Raw genomic sequence first — 18938 nt, 5'->3', positions numbered from 1 at the left:
ACTGGGAGCATGACGACTGGCGTTCCGTCCTCGACCCACCCCGCCCGGCCCCGGCGTTCCCGGCTGCGCACGTTTCTGCCGTTGGGCGTCGCCGCTTGGCTGGTGCTGGAGATCTGGCTGCTCACGGTGGTCGCGGGCGCGGCCGGCGGGTTCACCGTCTTCCTGCTGCTCGTCGCCGGGTTCGTCGGCGGCTCGGCTGTGGTCAAGCGGGCCGGGCGGCGGGCGTTCCGGGCGTTGTCCGAGACGCTGCAACAGCAGCAGGGCGGGGCGGCCGGGGCCGAACCCGGTTCCGGTTCCGGGGCTGGTTCCGGGAAGAGCGAGGGCAACGGCTTCCTGATGCTGGGGGGTCTGTTGTTGATGCTGCCGGGGCTGGTCTCGGACGTGGTGGGGCTGGTGCTGTTGATTCCGCCGGTGCAGAGGGCGTTGGGGCGTTATACGGAGCGGACCTTCGAGCGGAAGATTCGTGAGGCGGGGGCGGGGAGTTTCGGGGACGCGTTTCAGCAGGCGCGTATTCATCGGCCCGACGGGAAGGTGGTGCCGGGTGAGGTGATCCGGGACGACGCGCCGCCGGCTGGGCCGTATCCGCCGCTCAGCAACTGACGGGTTTCTCGTCAGCAACTGACGGGTTTCTCGCCCCCGCCGCCCCTACCCGTCCCATCCTCAAGGGGCTGCGCCCCTTCGACCCCCAAGCGTCCGTCCGGTGGGGCTTCTCGCGCAGTTCCCCGCGCCCCTCAAAAAGCAGGCGCTGCGCCCCTTCGACCCCCCACCGGAGCCGCACCCGACAACGCATGACAAAGACCGCGGGCGCCGTACATGTTCGTACGGCGCCCGCGGTCATCGGTTGCGCTGTGTGTCCGCCCGACCCCCGGAGGGGTTACGCGGACTTGCGGCTGTCTCGCGGATGTACCGCGATGTTCATCGCGCCGGAGCGGAGGACCGCAAGGCGCTCTTCGAGGACCTCTTCGAGTTCCTCACGGGTGCGCCGCTCCATCAGCATGTCCCAATGCGTACGCGCGGGCTTGGCCTTCTTTTCCTCAGGGCCGTCGCCGTCCACGAGGAGTGCTTGGGCCCCGCAGACCTTGCACTCCCACTCCGGCGGAATCTCCGCCTCGACCGAGAAGGGCATCTCGAAGCGGTGCCCCTTCTCGCATGCGTACTCCACGGCCTGGCGCGGAGCCAAGTCGATGCCGCGGTCCGTCTCGTAGCTGGTCACCACGAGGCGCGTGCCGCGAAGAGCTCGCTCACTCATGAATCGTGCCTCCCGGGCTTGTCGCCCACAGGACAGGTGTCGCTGTCGTCGTCATCCGGTCAACGTCCGGTCGGCGGTAAAGATTCCCGTTCCGTGTCCCGTTCCGGGTCATGCGTCGCCGTCGTAGCCGCCCTTGTTGTACCCACCGGCGCCCGGTTTGTCACATCTGACAGCAGATGTCACCCAGCGTTTCGGCTTCTTTGACGCGCAGTAACGGTACGCCTGGCAGGCCAAACGCGTACACTACAGCCCTTTCGCTTCCAGCGCTAAATCCTGTCCGGCACGGGGTTGCCCGCGTCGCTGATCGCCCGGCGCACCGGAACCCTCGTGAGCAGGGCGAATCCCAGGACGAAGAAGGCCACCAGCGAGATGATCGCGTCCCGATAACTCCCGGTCAGCTGGTAGGTCACGCCGAACAGCAGCGGGCCCAGCCAGCTCATGCCGCGGTCGCTCATCTCGTACGCGGCGAAGTACTCGGCCTCCTTGCCGGGCGGCACGAGGTGGGAGAAGAGGGAGCGGGACAGGGCCTGGCTGCCGCCGAGGACCAGCCCGATGCCCGAGGCGAGGACGAAGAAGAACAGGGGGGCGCCCGCCGGGAGGAAGTAGCCGGCGGCGAGGATCAGCGTCCAGGCGACCAGGGAGCCCAGGATGGTGCGCTTGGCGCCGTAGCGGCGGGCGAGCCGGCCCATGCCGAGGGCGCCGCCCACCGCCAGGACCTGCACCAGCAGCACCGCCACGATGAGCGTGGACTGCTCCAGGTCGAGTTCCTCGGAGCCGTACACCGAGGCCTGGGAGATCACCGTCTGGATGCCGTCGTTGTAGACGAGGTAGGCGAGGAGGAAGCTCAGGGTCAGCGGGTGGCGGCGCATGTCACGGACGGTGGCGGCCAGTTGACGCAGCCCTGGGGCCGTCGCCCCCTCGGCCCCCGCGGACTCTCCGGCCGGTCGACGCCGGTCGCGCAGACGGTTCAGCGGGATCAGGGTGAAGGCGCCCCACCACAGGCCCGCCGAGGCCAGGCAGATGCGGACGGCCATGCCCTCGGAGATGCCGAACGAGTCGTGGGCGGTGAAGAGGATCAGGTTCGCGACCAGGACCAGGGAGCCCGCCGCGTAGCCGAAGGCCCAGCCACGGGAGGAGACGGCGTCGCGTTCCTCGGGCGGGGCGATCTGGGGCAGGTAGGAGTTGTAGAGCATCATCGCCACGGACTGCGCCGCGTTCGCCACGATCAGCAGGACGCCGCCGAGCAGATAGCGGTCGCCGTCCAGGAAGAACATGCCCGCCGTCGCGGCCGCGCCGACATAGGCGGTCGCGGCCAGGAGGGGCTTCTTGCGGCCCGTACGGTCGGCGGCCGCGCCCACCAGCGGCATGATCACCACGGCGAGGATCACCGACAGGGACACCGAGTACGCGAAGAAGGAGCCGGCGCGCACCGGTATGCCCAGGGGGTGGACGTAGCCGTCGGGGTCGGCTGCGGATTTGGCGACCTCGGTCAGATAGGGGCCGAGGAACACGGTCAGGACGCTGGTCGAGTAGACGGAGCAGGCCCAGTCGTAGAAGTACCAGCCGCGCTGTTCGCGCCGCCTGCCCGCGGCCTCGTCGGCCTCGTCCGTCCGCACGGTGTCGGTGCCCACCCGTGCCCCTCGCTTCCCCGTGAACGGGCCGCGCGAGGGCGTCAGACCCAGGCCCCCCGGTCCTCAAGCACCTTGCGCAGCGTGTCGATGTGATCGGTCATGATGCCATCGACGCCCAGGTCCAGGAGTCGGTGCATACGTTGCGGTTCGTTCACGGTCCAGACGTGCACCTGCAGGCCGCGCGCGTGGGCCGCCCGCACGAACCGGTGGTCGACCACGGGCACCCCCGCGTGCGACTCGGGCACCTGCGCGGCGACCGCCGAGCGCCGCACCGTGGCGGGGACGCCCCACGACCGCAGCCGCAGCCCCAGTACGCCGCTCGTGCCGTAGGAGGTGGCCAGGCGCGGACCGGCGAGACGCTGGGCGCGGGCCACCCGGGACTCGGAGAAGGAGCCGACGCAGACCCGGTCCCAGGATTCGGTACGGGCGATGAGGTTGAGCAGGGGGTGGAGGGCCGGCTCCGCCTTGACGTCGATGTTCCAGCGGACGTCGGGGAACTCTTCCAGGAGATCCTGGAAGAGGGGGACCGGCTCGGCGCCCGCCACGCGCGCGCGGCGGATCTCCTTCCACGGCAGGTCGGCTATCCGGCCCGCCCCGTCGGTCATCCGGTCCAGGGTCGAGTCGTGGAACGCGACGAGCTTGCCGTCGAGCGTGGCGTGGACGTCGGTCTCGATGTAGCGGTAGCCCGACTCCACCGCCCGCCGGAACTGGGCGGTGGTGTTCTCCAGGCCGTCGGCCGCCCCGCCCCGGTGGGCGAAGGCGATCGGGCCCGGGTGGTCGAGGTAGGGGTGGCGTATGGGGGCGGTCACCCGGGCAGTATGGCTCGCTTCGATGGACCGGTGGCAACGACCGTGCTGCCGGATCCCGAGGGCACGGCGAACACCCGCAGGAAGAACTGGGCGAGGAGGCCTATGCAGAGGGCGTAGAGCAGGGTGCCCACCCCGACCGTGCCGCCGAGGGCGAAGCCGGTCGCCAGCACCGCCACCTCCACGGCTGTCCGCATCAGCCTCAGCGAGCGGCCGGTACGTCGGTGCAGCCCCGTCATCAGGCCGTCACGCGGGCCCGGGCCGAAGCGGGCCGCGATGTAGAGGCCGGTCGCCGCGCCGTTCAGCACGATCCCGGCGGCCAGCAGGGGGATCCGTACGGCCATGGAGTGCGCCTCCGGCACCAGCGCCAGGGTGGCGTCCATCGCGATGCCCACCACGAAGACATTGGAGACCGTGCCGAGGCCCGGGCGCTGACGGAGCGGGATCCACAGGAGCAGCACCACGGCGCCCACGACGATCGACACCACTCCGATGGTCAGGCCGGTCAGCTCCGCCAGGCCCTGGTGCAGCACGTTCCACGGCTCCAGGCCGAGACCCGAGCGTACGAGGAGCGCGGAGCTGGCGCCGTACAGCGCGAGACCGGTGTAGAGCTGGACCAGCCGGCGGCCCGTGTGCCTCTGTGGCTCGTGCTGTGGTTCGTGCTGTGCGGGCAAGGCTTCCCCCCTGGTGGTGCCGGTGGCCTGACGCATGACACTCTGTGGCTTGGAGAAAGTTGGCATCCATGGCCAATTCGCGGAAGGTGGACTGGAATCATGGCGCAGTGGACTTCGGCGGTCGGCGCGGCTCAGCTGGCGCGGCTGCTCACCTCGCAGCAGGAGCGTCCCGCCGGCCCCGGCACCCGCCGCCCGCCCGCCTATCGCGCGCTCGCCGACGGGATCCGTCTGCTGGTGCTGGAGGGCCGGGTGCCCGTCGCCGCCCGGCTGCCCGCCGAGCGGGAGCTGGCGCTCTCCCTCTCCGTGAGCCGTACGACCGTGGCGGCGGCCTACGAGGCGCTGCGCACGGAGGGGTTCCTGGAGTCCCGGCGGGGAGCGGGCAGCTGGACCGCCGTACCGGCGGGAAAGCCGTTGCCCGCGCGTGGCCTGGAGCCGCTGCCGCCCGAGGCGCTCGGCTCGATGATCGACCTGGGCTGCGCGGCCCTGCCCGCGCCGGAGCCCTGGCTCACCCGGGCCGTGCAGGGCGCGTTGGAGGAACTGCCGCCCTATGCCCACACGCACGGCGACTACCCAGCCGGGCTGCCCGCCCTGCGCTCCATGCTCGCCGACCGGTACACCGCGCGCGGCATCCCGACGATGCCCGAGCAGATCATGGTGACCACCGGGGCCATGGGGGCCATGGACGCCATCTGCCATCTCTTCGCGGGGCGCGGTGAGCGGATCGCGGTGGAGTCGCCGTCGTACGCCAACATCCTGCAGCTGATGCGGGAGGCGGGGGCGCGGTTGGTACCGGTGGCCATGGCGGACGGGCTCGCCGGGTGGGACATGGACCGGTGGCGGCAGGTGCTGCGGGACGCGGCGCCCCGACTGGCGTACGTCGTCGCCGACTTCCACAACCCGACCGGGGCGCTCGCCGACGATGACCGCAGGCGTGGGCTCGTCGACGCGGCTCGGGGCGCCGGGACGGTGCTGGTCGCCGACGAGACGATGAGCGAGCTGTGGCTCGACGATGGCGTGGAGATGCCGAGGCCCGTGTGCGCGTTCGATCCGGCGGGGTCCACGGTGATCACCGTCGGGTCGGCCAGCAAGGCGTTCTGGGCGGGGATGCGGATCGGGTGGGTGCGGGCGGCGCCGGATGTGATCCGGAGTCTGGTCGCGGCTCGGGCGTACGCGGATCTGGGGACGCCGGTGTTGGAGCAGTTGGCCGTGAACTGGCTGATGAGTACGGGGGGTTGGGCGCAGGCCGTGGGGGTGCGGCGGGCGCAGGCCCGGGAGAACCGGGACGACCTGGTGGCCGCCGTGCGTAGGGAACTGCCGGACTGGGAGTTCTCGGAGCCCCGGGGTGGGCTGACGCTGTGGGTCCGCACCGGGGGGCTCTCGGGGTCGCGGCTCGCCGAGGTGGGGGAGCGGGTGGGGGTTCGGGTGCCGTCCGGGCCCCGGTTCGGGGTGGACGGGGCGTTCGAGGGGTATGTGCGGCTGCCGTTCACGGTGGGGGGAGCGGTGGCCGAGGAGGCGGCGGTGCGGTTGGCGGCCGCGGCACGGTTGGTGCGGGACGGGGCCTCGGGTGGGGGTGAGGGGCCGCGGACCTTCGTGGCGTGAAGGGTCGGTGGGCGGGTGTGCGGCGGGTGCCGCCGCACACCCGCCCACCCGTGCCGTCTACATGACTGCCCGCGGTGGGGCTCACGTCTCCGCCGGGGCCGCCTTCGTGAACGCGTCCGCCGCGGGTGTGTGCGGCGGGAGCAGGTCCAGGACTGCCTGGCGGTCGGGTTCCGGGGTGGTGTCGTCGTAGGGGTCCGGGGTGGTGGGGACCTGGAGGCGGAGCGCGGGGGCCGGGCCCAGCCGGGCGTAGCCGCGGCCCGGCGGCATGTCCGGGGTGGGCGTGGTGGGGGGCGCGGCGCCCAGGACCGTCTCCACCTGTTCGGGGGAGGCGGGGCCGAGGACGACACGCGCGCGCGTGTGCTGACGTACCGCGTCCGTGAGGGAGTCCAGATGGTCGAACTGTTCGGTGATCACGACGGCGACGTCGACCGCGCGGCCGTGTCGGAGGGGGATCTGGAGGAGGGACTGCGGGTCGGGCCGGCCCTCGGCCGCGGCGAGGTGGGACAGCACGCTCGGGCGGTCGAGGAGGAGCCAGAGGGGCCGGCGGATGTCGTCGGGCGGTGGATGGCCCGCCTGCCGGGCCCGGTTCGTGGCGATCAGCCGGCGCTCCGTCTCCTGGGAGGCCCACTCCAGGCTCGCCAGGGCCCCGGAGAGTCCGCTCTCCACGGCGAGCACCCCGTCGCGGCCGGTGAGACACGCGTATTCACCGCTGCCGCCGCCCTCGACGATGACGACGTCGCCGTGCTGGAGCGCCTGGAGGGCGATCGAGCGGAGCAGGGTCGTGGTGCCGCTGCCGGGCTCGCCCACGGCCAGCAGATGCGGTTCGGTGGACCGGACGCCGGTGCGCCAGACGACCGGCGGCACGTCCCGCTGCTCCTCCCCGGAGGACAGGGGAAGGGTGCGCTGGACGTGGGTCTCGTCGGTGAAGCCGAGGACCGTCTCGCCCGGTGCCGTCACGAAGCGCTGGGCGGTGATGTCGGTGGCGAGCGGGGGGAGGACGGCGACGGTGAGCTCGTTGCCCTCCTCGTCCCAGGTGAACCGGTACTCGCGGCCGCGGCCCGCCTTGGTGTGCAGCAACTGCTCGACGCGTGCGCGGGCCTCGGCCTCGCCGTCCGGGAAGTACGCCGGGTAGCGGATCAGCAGCCGGCAGACGCGGCCGGTGCCGTCGAACGCGTACGTGGGGAAGGCCTTGTCCCAGGCACCGCCGTGCGTGTAGAGCGGCTCGGGGTCCTCCGCGGCCGAGAAGGAGGGGACCAGCGCCTCGTAGAGGGAGCGCAGGCGCTGGGTCTGGGACTCGTCCGGGCCGGCCGGCTCGGTGACGGCACCCTCGCGGCCCGCCCACGCCGCCGCCGCCATCAGGGCGATGACGGCGAGCAGCGGGCCGTACGGCACCAGGGTCACGACCAGGACGATCGAGGCCGCGAGGAAGAGCAGTGACCCGCGACGGTCGTTCGGGGTCTCGGCCCATCTGCGGCGCCCGGCGGCGACCAGCCGGCGCAGTCCACGCGTGATCGTGATCAACGGGTGGAGGATGTCGGTGGCGCCGTCGGCCGCGGTCCGGGCCAGCTCCCGGCTCCTGGCGAGGTGCGCGCCACCGGTGCTCAGAATGCGGGGGAGGGTGACCCGGGCCACGGCTGTCTCCTGGGGGTGCGTGCGGATGGGGGCGGGGTCAGAACTTGATCCCGCCGAGGAGGCTCGCGAGGCTCTCGCCGCCCGCTGTGATGCTCGGGGCGATGCCCGTGCTGGCGAGGTAGAAGCCGAAGAGCGTGACGACGATGCAGTGCGATGCCTTCAGGCCGTCCTTGCGGAAGAACAGGAAGACGATGACGCCGAGCAGGACGACGCCTGAGATGTTCAGGATCATTTGGGCTCTCCTGGTTGATGGGGACAATCACCATGAGTTCTTCCAGGGTCACAGGATGTATCCATACGATAAAAGATGCATATGGGTGAAATATGGAAGTTTTCGCCCAAGTGGTCGCACCGGGGCTGGGCCGTCCGGGCTGGGCTGTTGCGCGCGACGGGACTCGGTGTGATCTTTGCCTCGGCTCTGTCCGCTGATGTGCGCGTCGAGCCAGTACCCTGACGATTCACCCGTTCGGCTCGAAGTGCGTATGTGAGAGGTGGTCCCGGCGATGAGCGAAGCCCCCGACCCGGAGGTCGTGGAGCTGGCGACCAAGATCTTCGATCTGGCCCGGCGGGGGGAGACCGAGGCGCTCGTGGGGTACGTCGACGCGGGTGTGCCGGCCGACCTCACCAACGACCGCGGCGACTCGCTCGTGATGCTCGCCGCGTACCACGGTCACGCCGACGCCGTACGGGAGCTCCTGGCTCGGGGCGGGGAGGCGGACCGGGTCAACGACCGCGGCCAGACTCCCCTCGCCGGGGCGGTTTTCAAGGGCGAGGAGAGCGTCATCCGGGTCCTCCTGGACGCCGGGGCCGACCCGGCCGCGGGCACGCCGAACGCGGTCGACACCGCACGCATGTTCGGGAAGACGGAACTGCTCGAACTGTTCGCAGCACACTGATCAACATGTTCTGACCAGGTAAAACGCAAAAGACGGGGGAGGCGGTACGGGGCCGCCGGAAATTTCGGTCGCGGCAGGAAGAACCGCCGGGTCATCATGACGTCGTGATTCACGGACATGACGGCTGGGCAGGTGTTGCCGCACCGCGTGGGCCGTGACGCGGTCCGCATGGGCCACCGACGAGAGGCAGAGGAAGATGGTCTTCAGCAAGCAAGAGACGGCGGGCGCACCGACGTGTTGTCACGCGGCCAGGTAATGCAGGATCCCGGTTGCGTCGACGCTTGATGTGAGGCTGTTTCCCATGTTCGAACCGGTCATAGCGCCCAGCGGTACGCTGCTCGGCCTGCTGCAGCGGGGCCGCGGCGACGGCACCCTGCACGCGCTCACCGCCCCGCGGGCCGAGGCGCTCGCGGCGCTGAACCACTGTGTGCTGAGCGACCCCCGCCACGACTGGCAGGTGGAGAACCGCTCCCTGTACTACGCCCGTCTCTACCTCGACCTGAGCGGTGAGCTCGACGAGATCGAGCGGCACCTCTTCGACGTCGAGGACGTGCTCGACACCGACGAGTCGCGCACGGGCCTGGCCCTCGCGGTCCTCGGGCACCTCGCCTCGTACGGCAGGCGGGACGCTCTCGAACTGCTGCGCAGGTACGCCGCCGTGGGCACCAGCTGGGCCTGGGCCCTGGACGAGCTGGCCCTGCGGGACGACGACGAGGGGCTGCGCTCCCTCGCCGAACCCGTGCTGGCCCGTTTCACCACCGATCCGGAGGGCGAGGCCGAGCTGGCCGCCACCGTCCGTGACTCCTTCGAACCCCGGCCCTGGCGGCTGTGGGCCGACGACCCCCGTGAGGCGATCGCCACCCGCGTGCGGGCCGCCCACGAGACCGGCTGTTTCGACCGCTGGCAGCGGCAGATGCGACCGAGCGGGCCCCGGCCCGGGTGGAGTGTCCGGGCCGTGTTCGAGTGGGCCCAGCAGGGCATCGAACGCGGAGCCGTCCTCCATGTGCCGGCCGCCCGGTGTCTGACCGCCGTCGCCGGCCCCGAGGACCGGCCCGAGATCCTCGCCGCCGCCCGGTCGGGCGACGACGGCGCCCGCTGCACCGCCTTGCGCTACCTCGCCGACGGCAACGATCCCGACGCCCTCGACCTGATCGAGGGCGCCGTGACCGACGGCACGACGATGGTCGTGGAGGCCGCCGTCGCCGCCTTCGAACGGATGCGCAGTATGGCCGCCGTCGACCGGGCACGCGGCTGGGTGCACCGGCCCGACCCCCTCGGCGCCGCCGCCGGACGCGTGCTCGCCTGTCTCGGCGGGACCAAGGACAGCGAACTGGTGCTGGGCGCGCTGCGCGAGGCCGTACGCGGCGAAGGACCGGACGCGCCGACCCTGTGGACGCTCGTCGACGGCACCGGACGCCTCGGCATCGTCTGCGCCGCGCCCGTTCTGCGCCACATCTACCGCGAGACCGCCTCCTCCCACCTCCGCGGCCGCGCCGCCCGCGCACTCGCCGCCACCGACCCCTCCTTCGCGGCCGGCTTCGCCGTCGAGTGCCTCTGGGACTGCGAGGAGACCACCCGCGAGATCGCCGCCCGGCACGCCGAGACGGGAGACGCGCGCGTCGTCGACCAACTCCGCAGGCTCGCCGCCGACCCGGCCGAGGAGGCCGAGGTCCAGACAGCCGTACGCAGCCGAATCGGTCCTGACATGCCCGCAATGTGAACACCCCGTGACCCGGAGGTCAGGAGGGCATGGACACGGTCTGACCTGGACATGTGTGCAGCGCAACGCTCATGGGACGTTCCTCGTCCGGAAAGATCCACGTTGACGCGGCCACGTCCAGCACGACGACAACACCGGTATGCGTGTCGTCATAGTGACCGAGTCCTTTCCCCCCGATGTGAACGGCGTGGCCCACTGCGCCCTGCAGACCGCGCGGCACCTCGTCGCGCGGGGGCACGCCCCGCTCGTCGTGGCCCCGGCCACCGCCCAGGGGACCGGTGCCGGAGCCGACCTCCAGGCGCCGTGCCCCGTCGTCCGCGTCCCCTCCCTCCCGCTCCCGGGCTATCCCCAGGTCCGCGTCGCCCTGCCCAGCCGCAGGGTCGCCGCGGCGATCGTCGAGCACCGGGCCGACATCGTCCACCTGGCCAGCCCCTTCGTCCTCGGCGTGCGCGGCATGGCCGCCGCCGCCCGGCTCGGTGTTCCCGCCGTCGCCATCTACCAGACCGACCTCGCGGGATACGCCCGCACCTACGTCCACGCCGGTGAGGCGGCGGCCTGGCGGCGCATCCGCTCCGTGCACGCCGCCGCCGACCGCACCCTCGCCCCGTCCAGCGCGGCCCTGCGCGACCTGGAGGCACACGGTGTGCCCCGGGTCAGCCTGTGGCCGCGCGGTGTCGACACCGTCCGGTTCCGCCCCGAGCTGCGCGACGAGGCCCTGCGCCGCGAACTGGCACCGAACGGTGAGCTGATCGTCGGCTACGTCGGCCGTCTCGCCCCCGAGAAGCAGATCGAGCTGCTCGCGGGTGTGTGCGGTCTGGAGGGCGTGCGGGTCGTCGTCGTGGGCGACGGGCCGAGCGAACCGGGGCTGCGCGAAGCCCTGCCGGGAGCCGTCTTCCTGGGGCGCCGCACCGGCGACGAACTCGCGCGGATCTTCGCCTCGTTCGACGTCTTCGCCCACACCGGCCCCTTCGAGACCTTCTGCCAGACCGTGCAGGAGGCCATGGCCAGCGGGGTGCCCGTGGTGGCGCCGGCCGCCGGGGGCCCGCTGGACCTCGTCGCCCACGGGCGCACGGGGCTCCTGGTCCCGCCGCGCGACGCGGCCGCCGTACGCGACGCCGTGTGGTCGCTCGCCGCCGACCCGGCATTGCGGGCCGCCTACGGGGCCGCCGGACGGGCCATGGTCGAGGGGCGCACCTGGGCGGCCGTCGGCGACCAGCTCATCGGGCACTACGCCGACGTGCTGACGGCGCGGACGGCGGTGGCGGCATGAGCGGGGCCGCTGTCGCGGGAGCACCGAGGGACGGTGCCCGGACCGGGCTGCGGATCGTGCGGCTCGCCAACTTCGTCGCCCCTTCCTCGGGCGGACTGCGGACCGCGCTGCGGGAGCTGGGCCGGGGGTACGAGGCGGCCGGGCACGAGGCCGTGCTGATCGTGCCCGGTGAGCGGTACACCGACCGCGCGACCGAGCAGGGCAGGGTGATCACCCTGCCCGGACCGCTGCTGCCGGGCACCGGCGGCTACCGGGTCCTCATGGACAAGGGGCGGGTGGCCGGCCTCCTGGAGTCGCTGGGGCCCGACCGGCTGGAGGTCTCCGACCGGACGACGCTGCGCTGGACGGGGAAGTGGGCGCGGCGGGCCAGGGTGCGCGCGGTGATGGTCTCGCACGAGACCGCCGACGGGGTCCTGCGGACCTGGGGGCTGTCCGAGGGAATGGCCCGACGGGCCTCGGACAGCCTCAACGTCCGTACGGCCCACACCTACTCGCGGGTGGTGTGCACCACCGAGTTCGCCGAACGGGAGTTCGTGCGGATCGGTGCGCGCAACGTCGTCCGGGCCCCCCTGGGCGTCGACCTCGTGGGACGGCACCCTGCCCTGCGCGACCCGGGGCTGCGGGAGCGGCACGCGCGCGAGGACGAGGTTCTGCTGGTCATGTGCTCCCGGCTGTCCGTGGAGAAGCGGCCCGGCACGGCCCTCGACGCCCTGGAGGCGCTGCTGCGACGCGGGCGGCGGGCCGTGCTCGTCGTCGCCGGTGACGGCCCCCTGCGCGGCAGGCTCGAACAGCGGGCCAAGGGGCTGCCGGTGACCTTCCTCGGGCACGTGGGCGACCGCGAGACACTGGGCGCCCTGCAGGCCTCCGCCGACGTGGCCCTGGCCCCCGGGCCCGCCGAAACGTTTGGGCTGGCCGCTCTGGAGGCCATGGCCTGCGGTACGCCCGTGGTGGCCAGCTCCTCCTCCGCGCTGCCGGAGGTCATCGGCTCGGCCGGTGCCACGGCGGCCGACAACGGGGAGTCCTTCGCGGACGCCGTCGAACTGCTGCTGGACCGCACCGAGGGCGAGCGCAGGGAGGCGGCACGCGCGCGTGCCGAGTGCTTCGGCTGGCAGACCGCGGTGGACGCCTTCCTCACCGCGCACGACGCGACCGTCGGGCGCCCGGTGCGGGAGGGCGTGGGATGAGAGCCCTGCGGTTCGTGGCCCTCGGCGACTCCCTCACCGAGGGCGTGGGCGACCCCGTCGAAGGCGGCTGGCGGGGCTGGGCCGCGCTGCTCGCCGAAGGGCTCCGGGCGGACGTGGGGCCGGGCGGTGGGTCGGATGGGGGGCCAGGCCGTGGGTCGGGCGTGGGGCTCCAGGCGGGGCTGGGCGTCGGGCCCACCGTGGAGTTCGTCAACCTGGCCGTCAGCGGCTCCCAGACGCGTGACGTCCTGGAGCGGCAGCTGTCCGCCGCGCTCGACCTCCGCCCGGACATCGCCTCGGTCGTCATCGGCGTCAACGACACCCTGCGGTGCACCTTCGACATCCACGCCGTCACCGCTCGCCTCGACGCGGTCTACGGGGCGCTCCGGGAGCGCGGAGCGGTGCTGCTCACCGCCTGTCTGCCCGATCCCGGGGCGATGCTCGGCCTGCCCGGGGCGCTCGCCAGGCCCCTCGCCCGGCGGCAGCGGGCCGTCAACACCGTCGTGCACGCCCTGTCCGAGCGCCACGGAGCCGTCCATCTGCACGCCTCGGAGGGCGCCTGGCTGACGGACCGCGCGATGTGGAGCGCGGACCGGCTGCACCCCGGCGAACGGGGACACCGGCAGCTCGCCCTCCGCTTCCACGCCCTGCTCGCCGAGGCGGGGATCGCCGCGGGCCCCGCGCCCTCCGCCGAGCCCGAGTTCGAGGCGCCAGGCCGCGCCGCCGGCTTCTGGTGGCTGGCCACCGCGGGAACGGGCTGGGTGGCCCGGCGCTGCACCGATCTGCTCCCGCAGCTCCTGGCCCTCGCCGCCGCCGAGGTACGCCACAAGGCGCGCGGTACCAGCGCCCGGCTGGACCTGTCCGCCTCCCACGCGGTCGCGTCGGCCCTGGCCGCGCTGTCCGCCCCCGAGCAACGGCCGGAGGTGGCGTGAGGCGGCCCGGGGCGACCGGACCGACGCCGGGCGCCACCCCCGGTCAGCGGCGGTGCCGTACGGCGACGAACCGCACCGGCGTGCCGGGCGTGGCCTGGGCCGCGCCGGGCAGGTCCGCCGGGTGGACGACCGCGATCACCGGATAGCCCCCGGTGGTCGGGTGGTCGGCGAGGAAGACGACCGGACGGCCGTCCGGCGGCACCTGGACGGCGCCCAGCACCATCCCCTCGCTGGGGAGTTCACCCGGCCGGGAGCGCTCCAGGGCGGGTCCCTCCGTGCGCAGCCCGATGCGGTTGCTCGCGGACGACACGGCGTAGGGATGCTTGGTGAGGGTGCGCAGCGCCGTGTCCGTGAACCAGTCGTCGCGCGGGCCCAGGGTGACGCGCAGGACCAGCTCCGAGGGCGGTGCGGGGTGCGGGACGACGTCCACGCGCGCGTGCGGGCTGCTCGGGCGGCCGAGCGGGAGCACGGTGCCGTCCGTCAGCGGGGGCGGACCGAGGCCCGACAACAGGTCCGTGGAGCGGCTGCCCAGCACCGGTTCGACGGCCACACCACCGGAGACGGCGAGATAGCCGCGTACACCCGAGCGGGCGGGGCCGATGTCGAGGAGGGCGCCGCCGGGGACCCGTACGGGCGCGCCCCACGGGGCCGGGCGGCCGTCCACGGTGACCGGGCCGGGGGCACCGCCGACGGCCACGACCACCGCCGAGCGGGGCCGCACGGAGCAGCCGTTGAGGGTGGTCTCCAGCACGGCCGCCTCCGGGGCGTTGCCCACCAGACGGTTGACCAGGGCGGCCGCCGGCGCGTCCAGGGCGCCCGAGCGGGGCACGCCGAGGTGGGCGTGGCCCGGGCGGCCCCGGTCCTGGACGGTGGTCAGGGCGCCCGCGCGGACCACCACGAGGGCATCGTCCGTCACGGCGTCTCCAAGGGGATGAAGCGGACCCGGGTGCCCGGCGCCAGCAGCGCGGCCGGCACGCGCGCGTGGTCCCACAGCACCGCGTCCGTCGTGCCGATGAGCTGCCAGCCGCCGGGGGACGCGCGCGGGTAGACGCCGGTGTACGGGCCGGCCAGGGCGACCGACCCCGCAGGGACCGACGTGCGCGGGGTCGCCCGGCGCGGGACCTCGCGGGGCAGCCCCGTGAGATACCCGAAGCCGGGGGCGAAGCCGCAGAACGCCACGCGGTACTCGGCGCCCGCGTGCACGCGGACCACCTCGGCCTCGTCGACACCCCAGTGGGCGGCGACGTCCGGCAGATCGGGGCCGTCGTACCGGACGGGGATCTCGACGACGTCCTCCGCGCGCGGCGGGACCGGCGGGATGTCCCAGGAGACCAGGCGTTCGGCGAGGCGGGACGGGGCGTCCAGGCCGTCCAGGAGGACCGTACGGGCGGCCGGCACGATCTCGGTCGCCGACAGGTCGCCCGTCGCGCGGCGGCGGAGCAGCTCGGCGTGCAGGGCTTCGGCCTCCTCGCCCGTCGCCACCTCGATCAGCAGGGCGCGGTCCCCGACCGGCAGGGCTCTCATGAGAACGCCTCCACGCGCACGCCGGCGGCCGCCAGAGCGGTCCGCACCCGCCGGGCCAGCTCCACCGCGCCCGGTGTGTCGCCGTGCAGACAGAGGGAGCGGGCCCGGACGGGGATGGGCGCGCCGGAGTGGGACGTGACGGTGCCTTCCGCGGCGAGGCTCAACGACCGGGCCACCACCGCGTCGCCGTCCGTGATGACGGCACCGTCCTGACCGCGCGGCACCAGCGTGCCCAGGTCGGTGTAGGCGCGGTCCGCGAACGCCTCGGTGACGGCGGGCAGCCCGGCCGCCGCCGCCAGGCCGAGGAACCGTGAGCCGGGCAGTCCGAGGACGGGCAGCGCGGCGTCGGCGAGGAGCACCCCGTCGACGACCGCGGCCGCCTGCAGCTCGTCGTGCACGACGCGGTTGTAGAGCGCGCCGTGCGGCTTCACGTACGACACCCGCGTGCCCGCCGCGCGTGCGAAGACCTCAAGGGCGCCGATCTGGTACGCCACCTCGGCCGCCAGTTCGGCGGGCGGCACGTCCATCGCGCGCCGCCCGAAGCCCGCCAGGTCGCGGTACGAGACCTGGGCGCCGATCCGGACACCACGCTCGGCCGCCAGCTCGCAGACCCGCCGCATGGTGACCGCGTCCCCCGCGTGGAAGCCACAGGCCACGTTGGCGCTGGTGACGACGGACAGCAGCCGCTCGTCGTCGGTCAGCGTCCAGCGGCCGAAGCCCTCGCCGAGGTCGGCGTTGAGATCGATCGAGCTCATGAATCCCATTCTCCTGCTTGTGCGTCGGAGCTGGTGCGTCGGAGCGTGTGCGTCAGAGCACGCGGTACTGCTCGTCGCGGGCGTCGGTCAGGAACATCTGACCCGGGGCGTGCGTGATCGCGAACGGCGGGCGTGATGCCATCACGGCGGCCTGGGGTGTCACCCCGCAGGCCCAGAACACCGGGATGTCATCGGGTTCGGCGTCGACGGGGTCGCCGAAGTCCGGACGGGACAGGTCCGCGATGCCGAGGCCGGTCGGTTCGCCGCAGTGCACCGGGCCACCGTGCACGGCCGGCAGCAGACTGCTCTCCCGGATCGCCGCCGCCAGGTGCTCGGGCGGCACCGGACGCATCGACACCACCAGCGGGCCGCGCACCCGCCCGGCGGGCCGGCAGCGGCGGGAGGTGACGTACATGGACACGTTGCGGCCCTGCTCGACGTGGCGCATCGGGACGCCCGCCCCGGTCAGCGCCGACTCGAAGGTGAAACTGCAGCCGATCAGGAACGACACCAGGTCCGCCCGCCAGACGTCGACCACGTCCGTCGGCTCGGCCACCAACTCGCCGTCCTCCCACACCCGGTAGCGCGGCAGGTCGGTGCGCAGGTCCGCGCCCCGGGCGAGCGGGGTCGTCCACGCGCCGGCGTCCGTGACGTCGAGCACGGGGCACGGCTTGGGGTTGCGCTGGCAGAACAGCAGCATGTCGTACGCCCAGTCGGCCGGCACCGAGATCAGGTTCGCCTGGGTGTGCCCGGCGGCCACTCCCGCCGTGGGGCCCGCCACGCCGGTACGGAACCGGGCGCGCGCCTCTTCGGGGGTCCACGCGTGCGCGTGCGGGTCGATGGAGGCGAAGGGCCGGTCGTGCGGGGCGGCGGCCGGGCCGGGGTGCCGCGTGGTCATGGGGTTCACAGCAGTTCCCTTCCGCGTGTCTCCGGGAGGCCGAGCAGGGCCACCGCCGCCAGGCCGTAGCCGATCGCGCCGAAGACCAGCGCGCCGCCGACGCCCCAGCTGTCCGCCAGGAAGCCGACCGTGGTCGGGAAGACGGCGCCCACCGCGCGCCCGGTGTTGTACGTGAAGCCCTGTCCGGTGCCGCGGACGGCGACCGGGTACAGCTCGCTGAGGTACGAACCGAAGCCGCTGAAGATCGCCGACATGCAGAACCCGAGGGGGAAACCCAGCACCAGCAGCAGGGTGTTGGCGCCGTTGGGGATGTTCGCGTACGCCAGGATGCACAGCGCCGAGAGCACGGCGAAGAGCCAGATGTTCCGGCGGCGGCCCAGCAGGTCGGTGAGATAGCCGCCGGTGAGGTAGCCGATGAAGGCGCCGGAGATCAGGAACGTGAGGTAGCCGCCGGTGCCGACGACTGACAGACCGCGCTCCGTCTTCAGATAGGTGGGCACCCAGGTCGCCAGCGTGTAGTAGCCGCCCTGGACGCCGGTGGACAGCAGCACCGCGAAGACCGTGGTGCGCAGCAGCCCCGGTGCGGCGGCCGTGCCCGGCCGGAAGATCGCGGCGAACGAGCCCTTCTCGGCGCTGTTCTCGCGTGCGGCGGCGGCCTGCGGGGCGTCCTCGACCGACCGGCGCACCCAGATCACGAGCAGCGCGGGCAGCGCGCCGGTCCAGAACATCACCCGCCAGGCCAGGTCGTCGTCGAAGAAGGAGAAGACCATCGTGTAGACGATCACGGCCAGACCCCAGCCCACGGCCCAGGAGCTCTGGATCGCGCCGAGCGTACGCCCCCGGTGCTTGGCGCTCGCGTACTCGGCGACGAGGATCGCGCCGACCGCCCACTCACCGCCGAAGCCGAGCCCCTGGAGGGCGCGGAACACCAGCAGGGTCTCGTAGTTGGGCGCGAAGCCGCAGGCCACGGTGAACACGGCGTACGTGATCACGGTGATCATCAGCGCCTTGACCCGGCCGATCCGGTCCGCGAGCACACCCGCGGCGGCGCCGCCGATCGCGGAGACGACCAGGGTGACCGTGGTGAACAGCCCGGTCTGGCCGTTGTCCAGGCCGAAGTAGGCCGTGAGCGCGACCATGCTCAGCGGCAGTGTGAAGTAGTCGTAGGAGTCGAGGGCGTAGCCGCCGAACGCGCCGCCGAAGGCGCGGCGGCCGCGCGGGCCGAGGGCCCGCAGCCAGCCGAGGGGGCCGTCGTCGGCGGGCCGGCCGTCGGGGTCGGGCTTGCTCGTGGAGGTCAGGGCCTGGGAAGGGGGGTTCGTACTCATGTGCACCTCGCGGTGAGGGGGGGAGGGTGCGTGAGGACTGAGCCGTGGTGCGGAGGGCGCCTGTCCAGCAAGGTAGAGGATCGTTGAACGATCCTTCAATACCCCTGTTGTTTCGTTCTCCTCTCTGCGATTGAATTCCGGCATGGCCGCCGAACTGACGGGACTTGCCGACGACCGCGCCCTCCTGGGGCGCACCAGCACCGCCGAGCGGGTCTCGGACATCCTCCGCAGCCGCATCGCCGAGGGCTTCTTCCCGCCCGGGACCCGGCTGTCCGAGGACAGCATCGGCGGCGCCCTCGGTGTCTCCCGCAACACCCTCCGCGAGGCGTTCCGCCTGCTCACCCATGAACGGCTCCTCGTCCACGAGCTCAACCGGGGCGTCTTCGTACGGGTGTTGACCGTCGAGGACGTGGAGGACATCTACCGCACCCGCCGCCTCGTCGAGTGCGCCGTCGTGCACGGGCTCGGGGAGCCGCCGTACGGCCTGGAGGGGCTCGCCGCAGCCGTCGCGGAGGGGCAGCGCGAGGCCCGCGAAGGCGACTGGAAAGGGGTGTCCACCGCCAACATCCACTTCCACCGCGAACTGGTCGCCCTCGCCGGCAGCGCCCGCACCGACGAGCTGATGCGCAGCGTCTTCGCCGAACTCCGGCTCGCCTTCCACGTGGTGGACAACCCGCGCAAGTTGTACGAGCCGTACCTGGCACGCAACCAGCTCATCCTGCAGACGCTGCGGCGCGGGGAGCGGGACGAGGCCGAGCGGATGCTGGCGGCGTATCTCGACGACTCGCTCCGGGGGCTGGTGGAGGTCTACGGGCGGAGGGTCCGCGACAGCGCCCCGTGAACGGC

Annotated in this window: 19 protein-coding genes; 8 read left to right on the top strand and 11 right to left on the bottom strand. The window is 73.0% G+C overall.

Features of this window, described 5'->3' with window-relative positions:
* Window positions 1-9: 9 nt before the first annotated feature.
* Window positions 10-600 (top strand): FxsA family membrane protein, encoded by a 591-nt coding sequence (fxsA, locus tag PUR53_RS04350; protein WP_329907423.1) that lies wholly within the window; start codon window positions 10-12, stop codon window positions 598-600.
* Window positions 601-874: 274 nt separating this feature from the next.
* Here the strand turns inward: fxsA and PUR53_RS04345 are convergent, their stop codons facing one another.
* The 4 genes from PUR53_RS04345 to yczE form a co-directional block, all read right to left on the bottom strand.
* Window positions 875-1249, bottom strand: a complete 375-nt coding sequence (locus PUR53_RS04345; RefSeq protein ID WP_003977404.1) for an RNA polymerase-binding protein RbpA — start codon at window positions 1247-1249, stop codon at window positions 875-877.
* Between the two features lie 266 nt (window positions 1250-1515).
* A complete protein-coding gene (locus PUR53_RS04340) occupies window positions 1516-2880 on the bottom strand; it encodes an MFS transporter (protein ID WP_329895630.1) in 1365 nt (454 codons plus the stop codon).
* 41 nt (window positions 2881-2921) lie between these two features.
* Complete coding sequence (locus PUR53_RS04335; protein ID WP_329907422.1) at window positions 2922-3689, bottom strand: glycerophosphodiester phosphodiesterase; 768 nt, start codon at window positions 3687-3689, stop codon at window positions 2922-2924.
* Entirely contained in the window at window positions 3686-4396 is a 711-nt protein-coding gene (gene yczE, locus PUR53_RS04330) for a membrane protein YczE (RefSeq protein ID WP_329907421.1), read from the bottom strand. Before yczE ends, PUR53_RS04335 begins: the two co-directional genes overlap by 4 nt.
* A 63-nt stretch (window positions 4397-4459) precedes the next feature.
* Between yczE and PUR53_RS04325 the strand changes: the two genes are divergently transcribed.
* A complete protein-coding gene (locus PUR53_RS04325; RefSeq protein WP_329907420.1) occupies window positions 4460-5959 on the top strand; it encodes an SCO1417 family MocR-like transcription factor in 1500 nt (499 codons plus the stop codon).
* 81 nt (window positions 5960-6040) lie between these two features.
* Here PUR53_RS04325 and PUR53_RS04320 read toward each other — a convergent pair whose 3' ends face one another.
* The gene (locus PUR53_RS04320) at window positions 6041-7591 is read right to left on the bottom strand and encodes an ABC transporter ATP-binding protein (RefSeq protein ID WP_329907419.1); all 1551 of its coding nucleotides are present in this window, start codon (window positions 7589-7591) and stop codon (window positions 6041-6043) included.
* A 37-nt stretch (window positions 7592-7628) separates the two neighbouring features.
* A complete protein-coding gene (locus tag PUR53_RS04315) occupies window positions 7629-7823 on the bottom strand; it encodes a hypothetical protein (RefSeq protein ID WP_005485586.1) in 195 nt (64 codons plus the stop codon).
* 271 nt (window positions 7824-8094) lie between these two features.
* Between PUR53_RS04315 and PUR53_RS04310 the strand changes: the two genes are divergently transcribed.
* The 5 genes from PUR53_RS04310 to PUR53_RS04290 all read left to right on the top strand — a co-directional run bounded on the left by PUR53_RS04310 (window position 8095) and on the right by PUR53_RS04290 (window position 13590).
* Entirely contained in the window at window positions 8095-8487 is a 393-nt protein-coding gene (locus PUR53_RS04310; RefSeq protein ID WP_329895625.1) for an ankyrin repeat domain-containing protein, read from the top strand.
* Window positions 8488-8788: 301 nt separating this feature from the next.
* The gene (locus PUR53_RS04305; protein ID WP_329895624.1) at window positions 8789-10207 is read left to right on the top strand and encodes a HEAT repeat domain-containing protein; all 1419 of its coding nucleotides are present in this window, start codon (window positions 8789-8791) and stop codon (window positions 10205-10207) included.
* A 139-nt stretch (window positions 10208-10346) separates the two neighbouring features.
* Window positions 10347-11477: a glycosyltransferase family 4 protein gene (locus PUR53_RS04300; protein WP_239752366.1), complete on the top strand. Its 1131-nt coding sequence runs from the start codon at window positions 10347-10349 to the stop codon at window positions 11475-11477.
* The gene (locus PUR53_RS04295) at window positions 11474-12661 is read left to right on the top strand and encodes a glycosyltransferase (protein ID WP_329895623.1); all 1188 of its coding nucleotides are present in this window, start codon (window positions 11474-11476) and stop codon (window positions 12659-12661) included. The genes PUR53_RS04300 and PUR53_RS04295 overlap by 4 nt, the downstream gene beginning before the upstream one ends.
* Entirely contained in the window at window positions 12658-13590 is a 933-nt protein-coding gene (locus PUR53_RS04290; protein ID WP_329895622.1) for an SGNH/GDSL hydrolase family protein, read from the top strand. Before PUR53_RS04295 ends, PUR53_RS04290 begins: the two co-directional genes overlap by 4 nt.
* A 43-nt stretch (window positions 13591-13633) precedes the next feature.
* Here PUR53_RS04290 and PUR53_RS04285 read toward each other — a convergent pair whose 3' ends face one another.
* The 5 genes from PUR53_RS04285 to PUR53_RS04265 are packed head-to-tail and all read right to left on the bottom strand — an operon-like array spanning window position 13634 to window position 18092.
* Entirely contained in the window at window positions 13634-14506 is an 873-nt protein-coding gene (locus PUR53_RS04285) for a biotin-dependent carboxyltransferase family protein (protein WP_329895621.1), read from the bottom strand.
* Entirely contained in the window at window positions 14503-15114 is a 612-nt protein-coding gene (locus PUR53_RS04280) for a 5-oxoprolinase subunit B family protein (RefSeq protein ID WP_329895620.1), read from the bottom strand. Before PUR53_RS04280 ends, PUR53_RS04285 begins: the two co-directional genes overlap by 4 nt.
* The gene (locus tag PUR53_RS04275; protein WP_329907418.1) at window positions 15111-15869 is read right to left on the bottom strand and encodes a LamB/YcsF family protein; all 759 of its coding nucleotides are present in this window, start codon (window positions 15867-15869) and stop codon (window positions 15111-15113) included. The genes PUR53_RS04280 and PUR53_RS04275 overlap by 4 nt, the downstream gene beginning before the upstream one ends.
* Before the next feature lie 52 nt (window positions 15870-15921).
* Window positions 15922-16767, bottom strand: a complete 846-nt coding sequence (locus PUR53_RS04270; protein ID WP_329895618.1) for a putative hydro-lyase — start codon at window positions 16765-16767, stop codon at window positions 15922-15924.
* A 5-nt stretch (window positions 16768-16772) separates the two neighbouring features.
* A complete protein-coding gene (locus PUR53_RS04265; RefSeq protein WP_329895617.1) occupies window positions 16773-18092 on the bottom strand; it encodes an MFS transporter in 1320 nt (439 codons plus the stop codon).
* A gap of 142 nt (window positions 18093-18234) precedes the next feature.
* Here PUR53_RS04265 and PUR53_RS04260 point away from each other — a divergent pair, with 142 nt between their 5' ends.
* On the top strand, window positions 18235-18933 hold the full coding sequence (locus PUR53_RS04260; protein ID WP_329895616.1) for a GntR family transcriptional regulator: 699 nt from the start codon (window positions 18235-18237) through the stop codon (window positions 18931-18933).
* Window positions 18934-18938 lie beyond the last annotated feature (5 nt).

The sequence above is a fragment of the Streptomyces sp. SP18BB07 genome (assembly GCF_036322545.1).
Lineage (GTDB): Bacteria > Actinomycetota > Actinomycetes > Streptomycetales > Streptomycetaceae > Streptomyces > Streptomyces deccanensis.
Note: the sequence above shows the minus strand (reverse complement) of the source record. Positions and strands in the feature narration are given on the sequence as shown.

Excerpts from the sequence above, each read along its gene's own strand:
- fxsA (WP_329907423.1), top strand. The coding sequence starts at position 10 with ATGACGACTGGCGTTCCGTCCTCGACCCACCCCGCCCGGCCCCGGCGT.
- PUR53_RS04345 (WP_003977404.1), bottom strand. The coding sequence starts at position 1,249 with ATGAGTGAGCGAGCTCTTCGCGGCACGCGCCTCGTGGTGACCAGCTAC.
- yczE (WP_329907421.1), bottom strand. The coding sequence starts at position 4,396 with ATGCGTCAGGCCACCGGCACCACCAGGGGGGAAGCCTTGCCCGCACAG.
- PUR53_RS04325 (WP_329907420.1), top strand. The coding sequence starts at position 4,460 with ATGGCGCAGTGGACTTCGGCGGTCGGCGCGGCTCAGCTGGCGCGGCTG.
- PUR53_RS04315 (WP_005485586.1), bottom strand. The coding sequence starts at position 7,823 with ATGATCCTGAACATCTCAGGCGTCGTCCTGCTCGGCGTCATCGTCTTC.
- PUR53_RS04310 (WP_329895625.1), top strand. The coding sequence starts at position 8,095 with ATGAGCGAAGCCCCCGACCCGGAGGTCGTGGAGCTGGCGACCAAGATC.
- PUR53_RS04305 (WP_329895624.1), top strand. The coding sequence starts at position 8,789 with ATGTTCGAACCGGTCATAGCGCCCAGCGGTACGCTGCTCGGCCTGCTG.
- PUR53_RS04300 (WP_239752366.1), top strand. The coding sequence starts at position 10,347 with ATGCGTGTCGTCATAGTGACCGAGTCCTTTCCCCCCGATGTGAACGGC.
- PUR53_RS04295 (WP_329895623.1), top strand. The coding sequence starts at position 11,474 with ATGAGCGGGGCCGCTGTCGCGGGAGCACCGAGGGACGGTGCCCGGACC.
- PUR53_RS04290 (WP_329895622.1), top strand. The coding sequence starts at position 12,658 with ATGAGAGCCCTGCGGTTCGTGGCCCTCGGCGACTCCCTCACCGAGGGC.
- PUR53_RS04280 (WP_329895620.1), bottom strand. The coding sequence starts at position 15,114 with ATGAGAGCCCTGCCGGTCGGGGACCGCGCCCTGCTGATCGAGGTGGCG.
- PUR53_RS04275 (WP_329907418.1), bottom strand. The coding sequence starts at position 15,869 with ATGAGCTCGATCGATCTCAACGCCGACCTCGGCGAGGGCTTCGGCCGC.
- PUR53_RS04270 (WP_329895618.1), bottom strand. The coding sequence starts at position 16,767 with ATGACCACGCGGCACCCCGGCCCGGCCGCCGCCCCGCACGACCGGCCC.
- PUR53_RS04265 (WP_329895617.1), bottom strand. The coding sequence starts at position 18,092 with ATGAGTACGAACCCCCCTTCCCAGGCCCTGACCTCCACGAGCAAGCCC.
- PUR53_RS04260 (WP_329895616.1), top strand. The coding sequence starts at position 18,235 with ATGGCCGCCGAACTGACGGGACTTGCCGACGACCGCGCCCTCCTGGGG.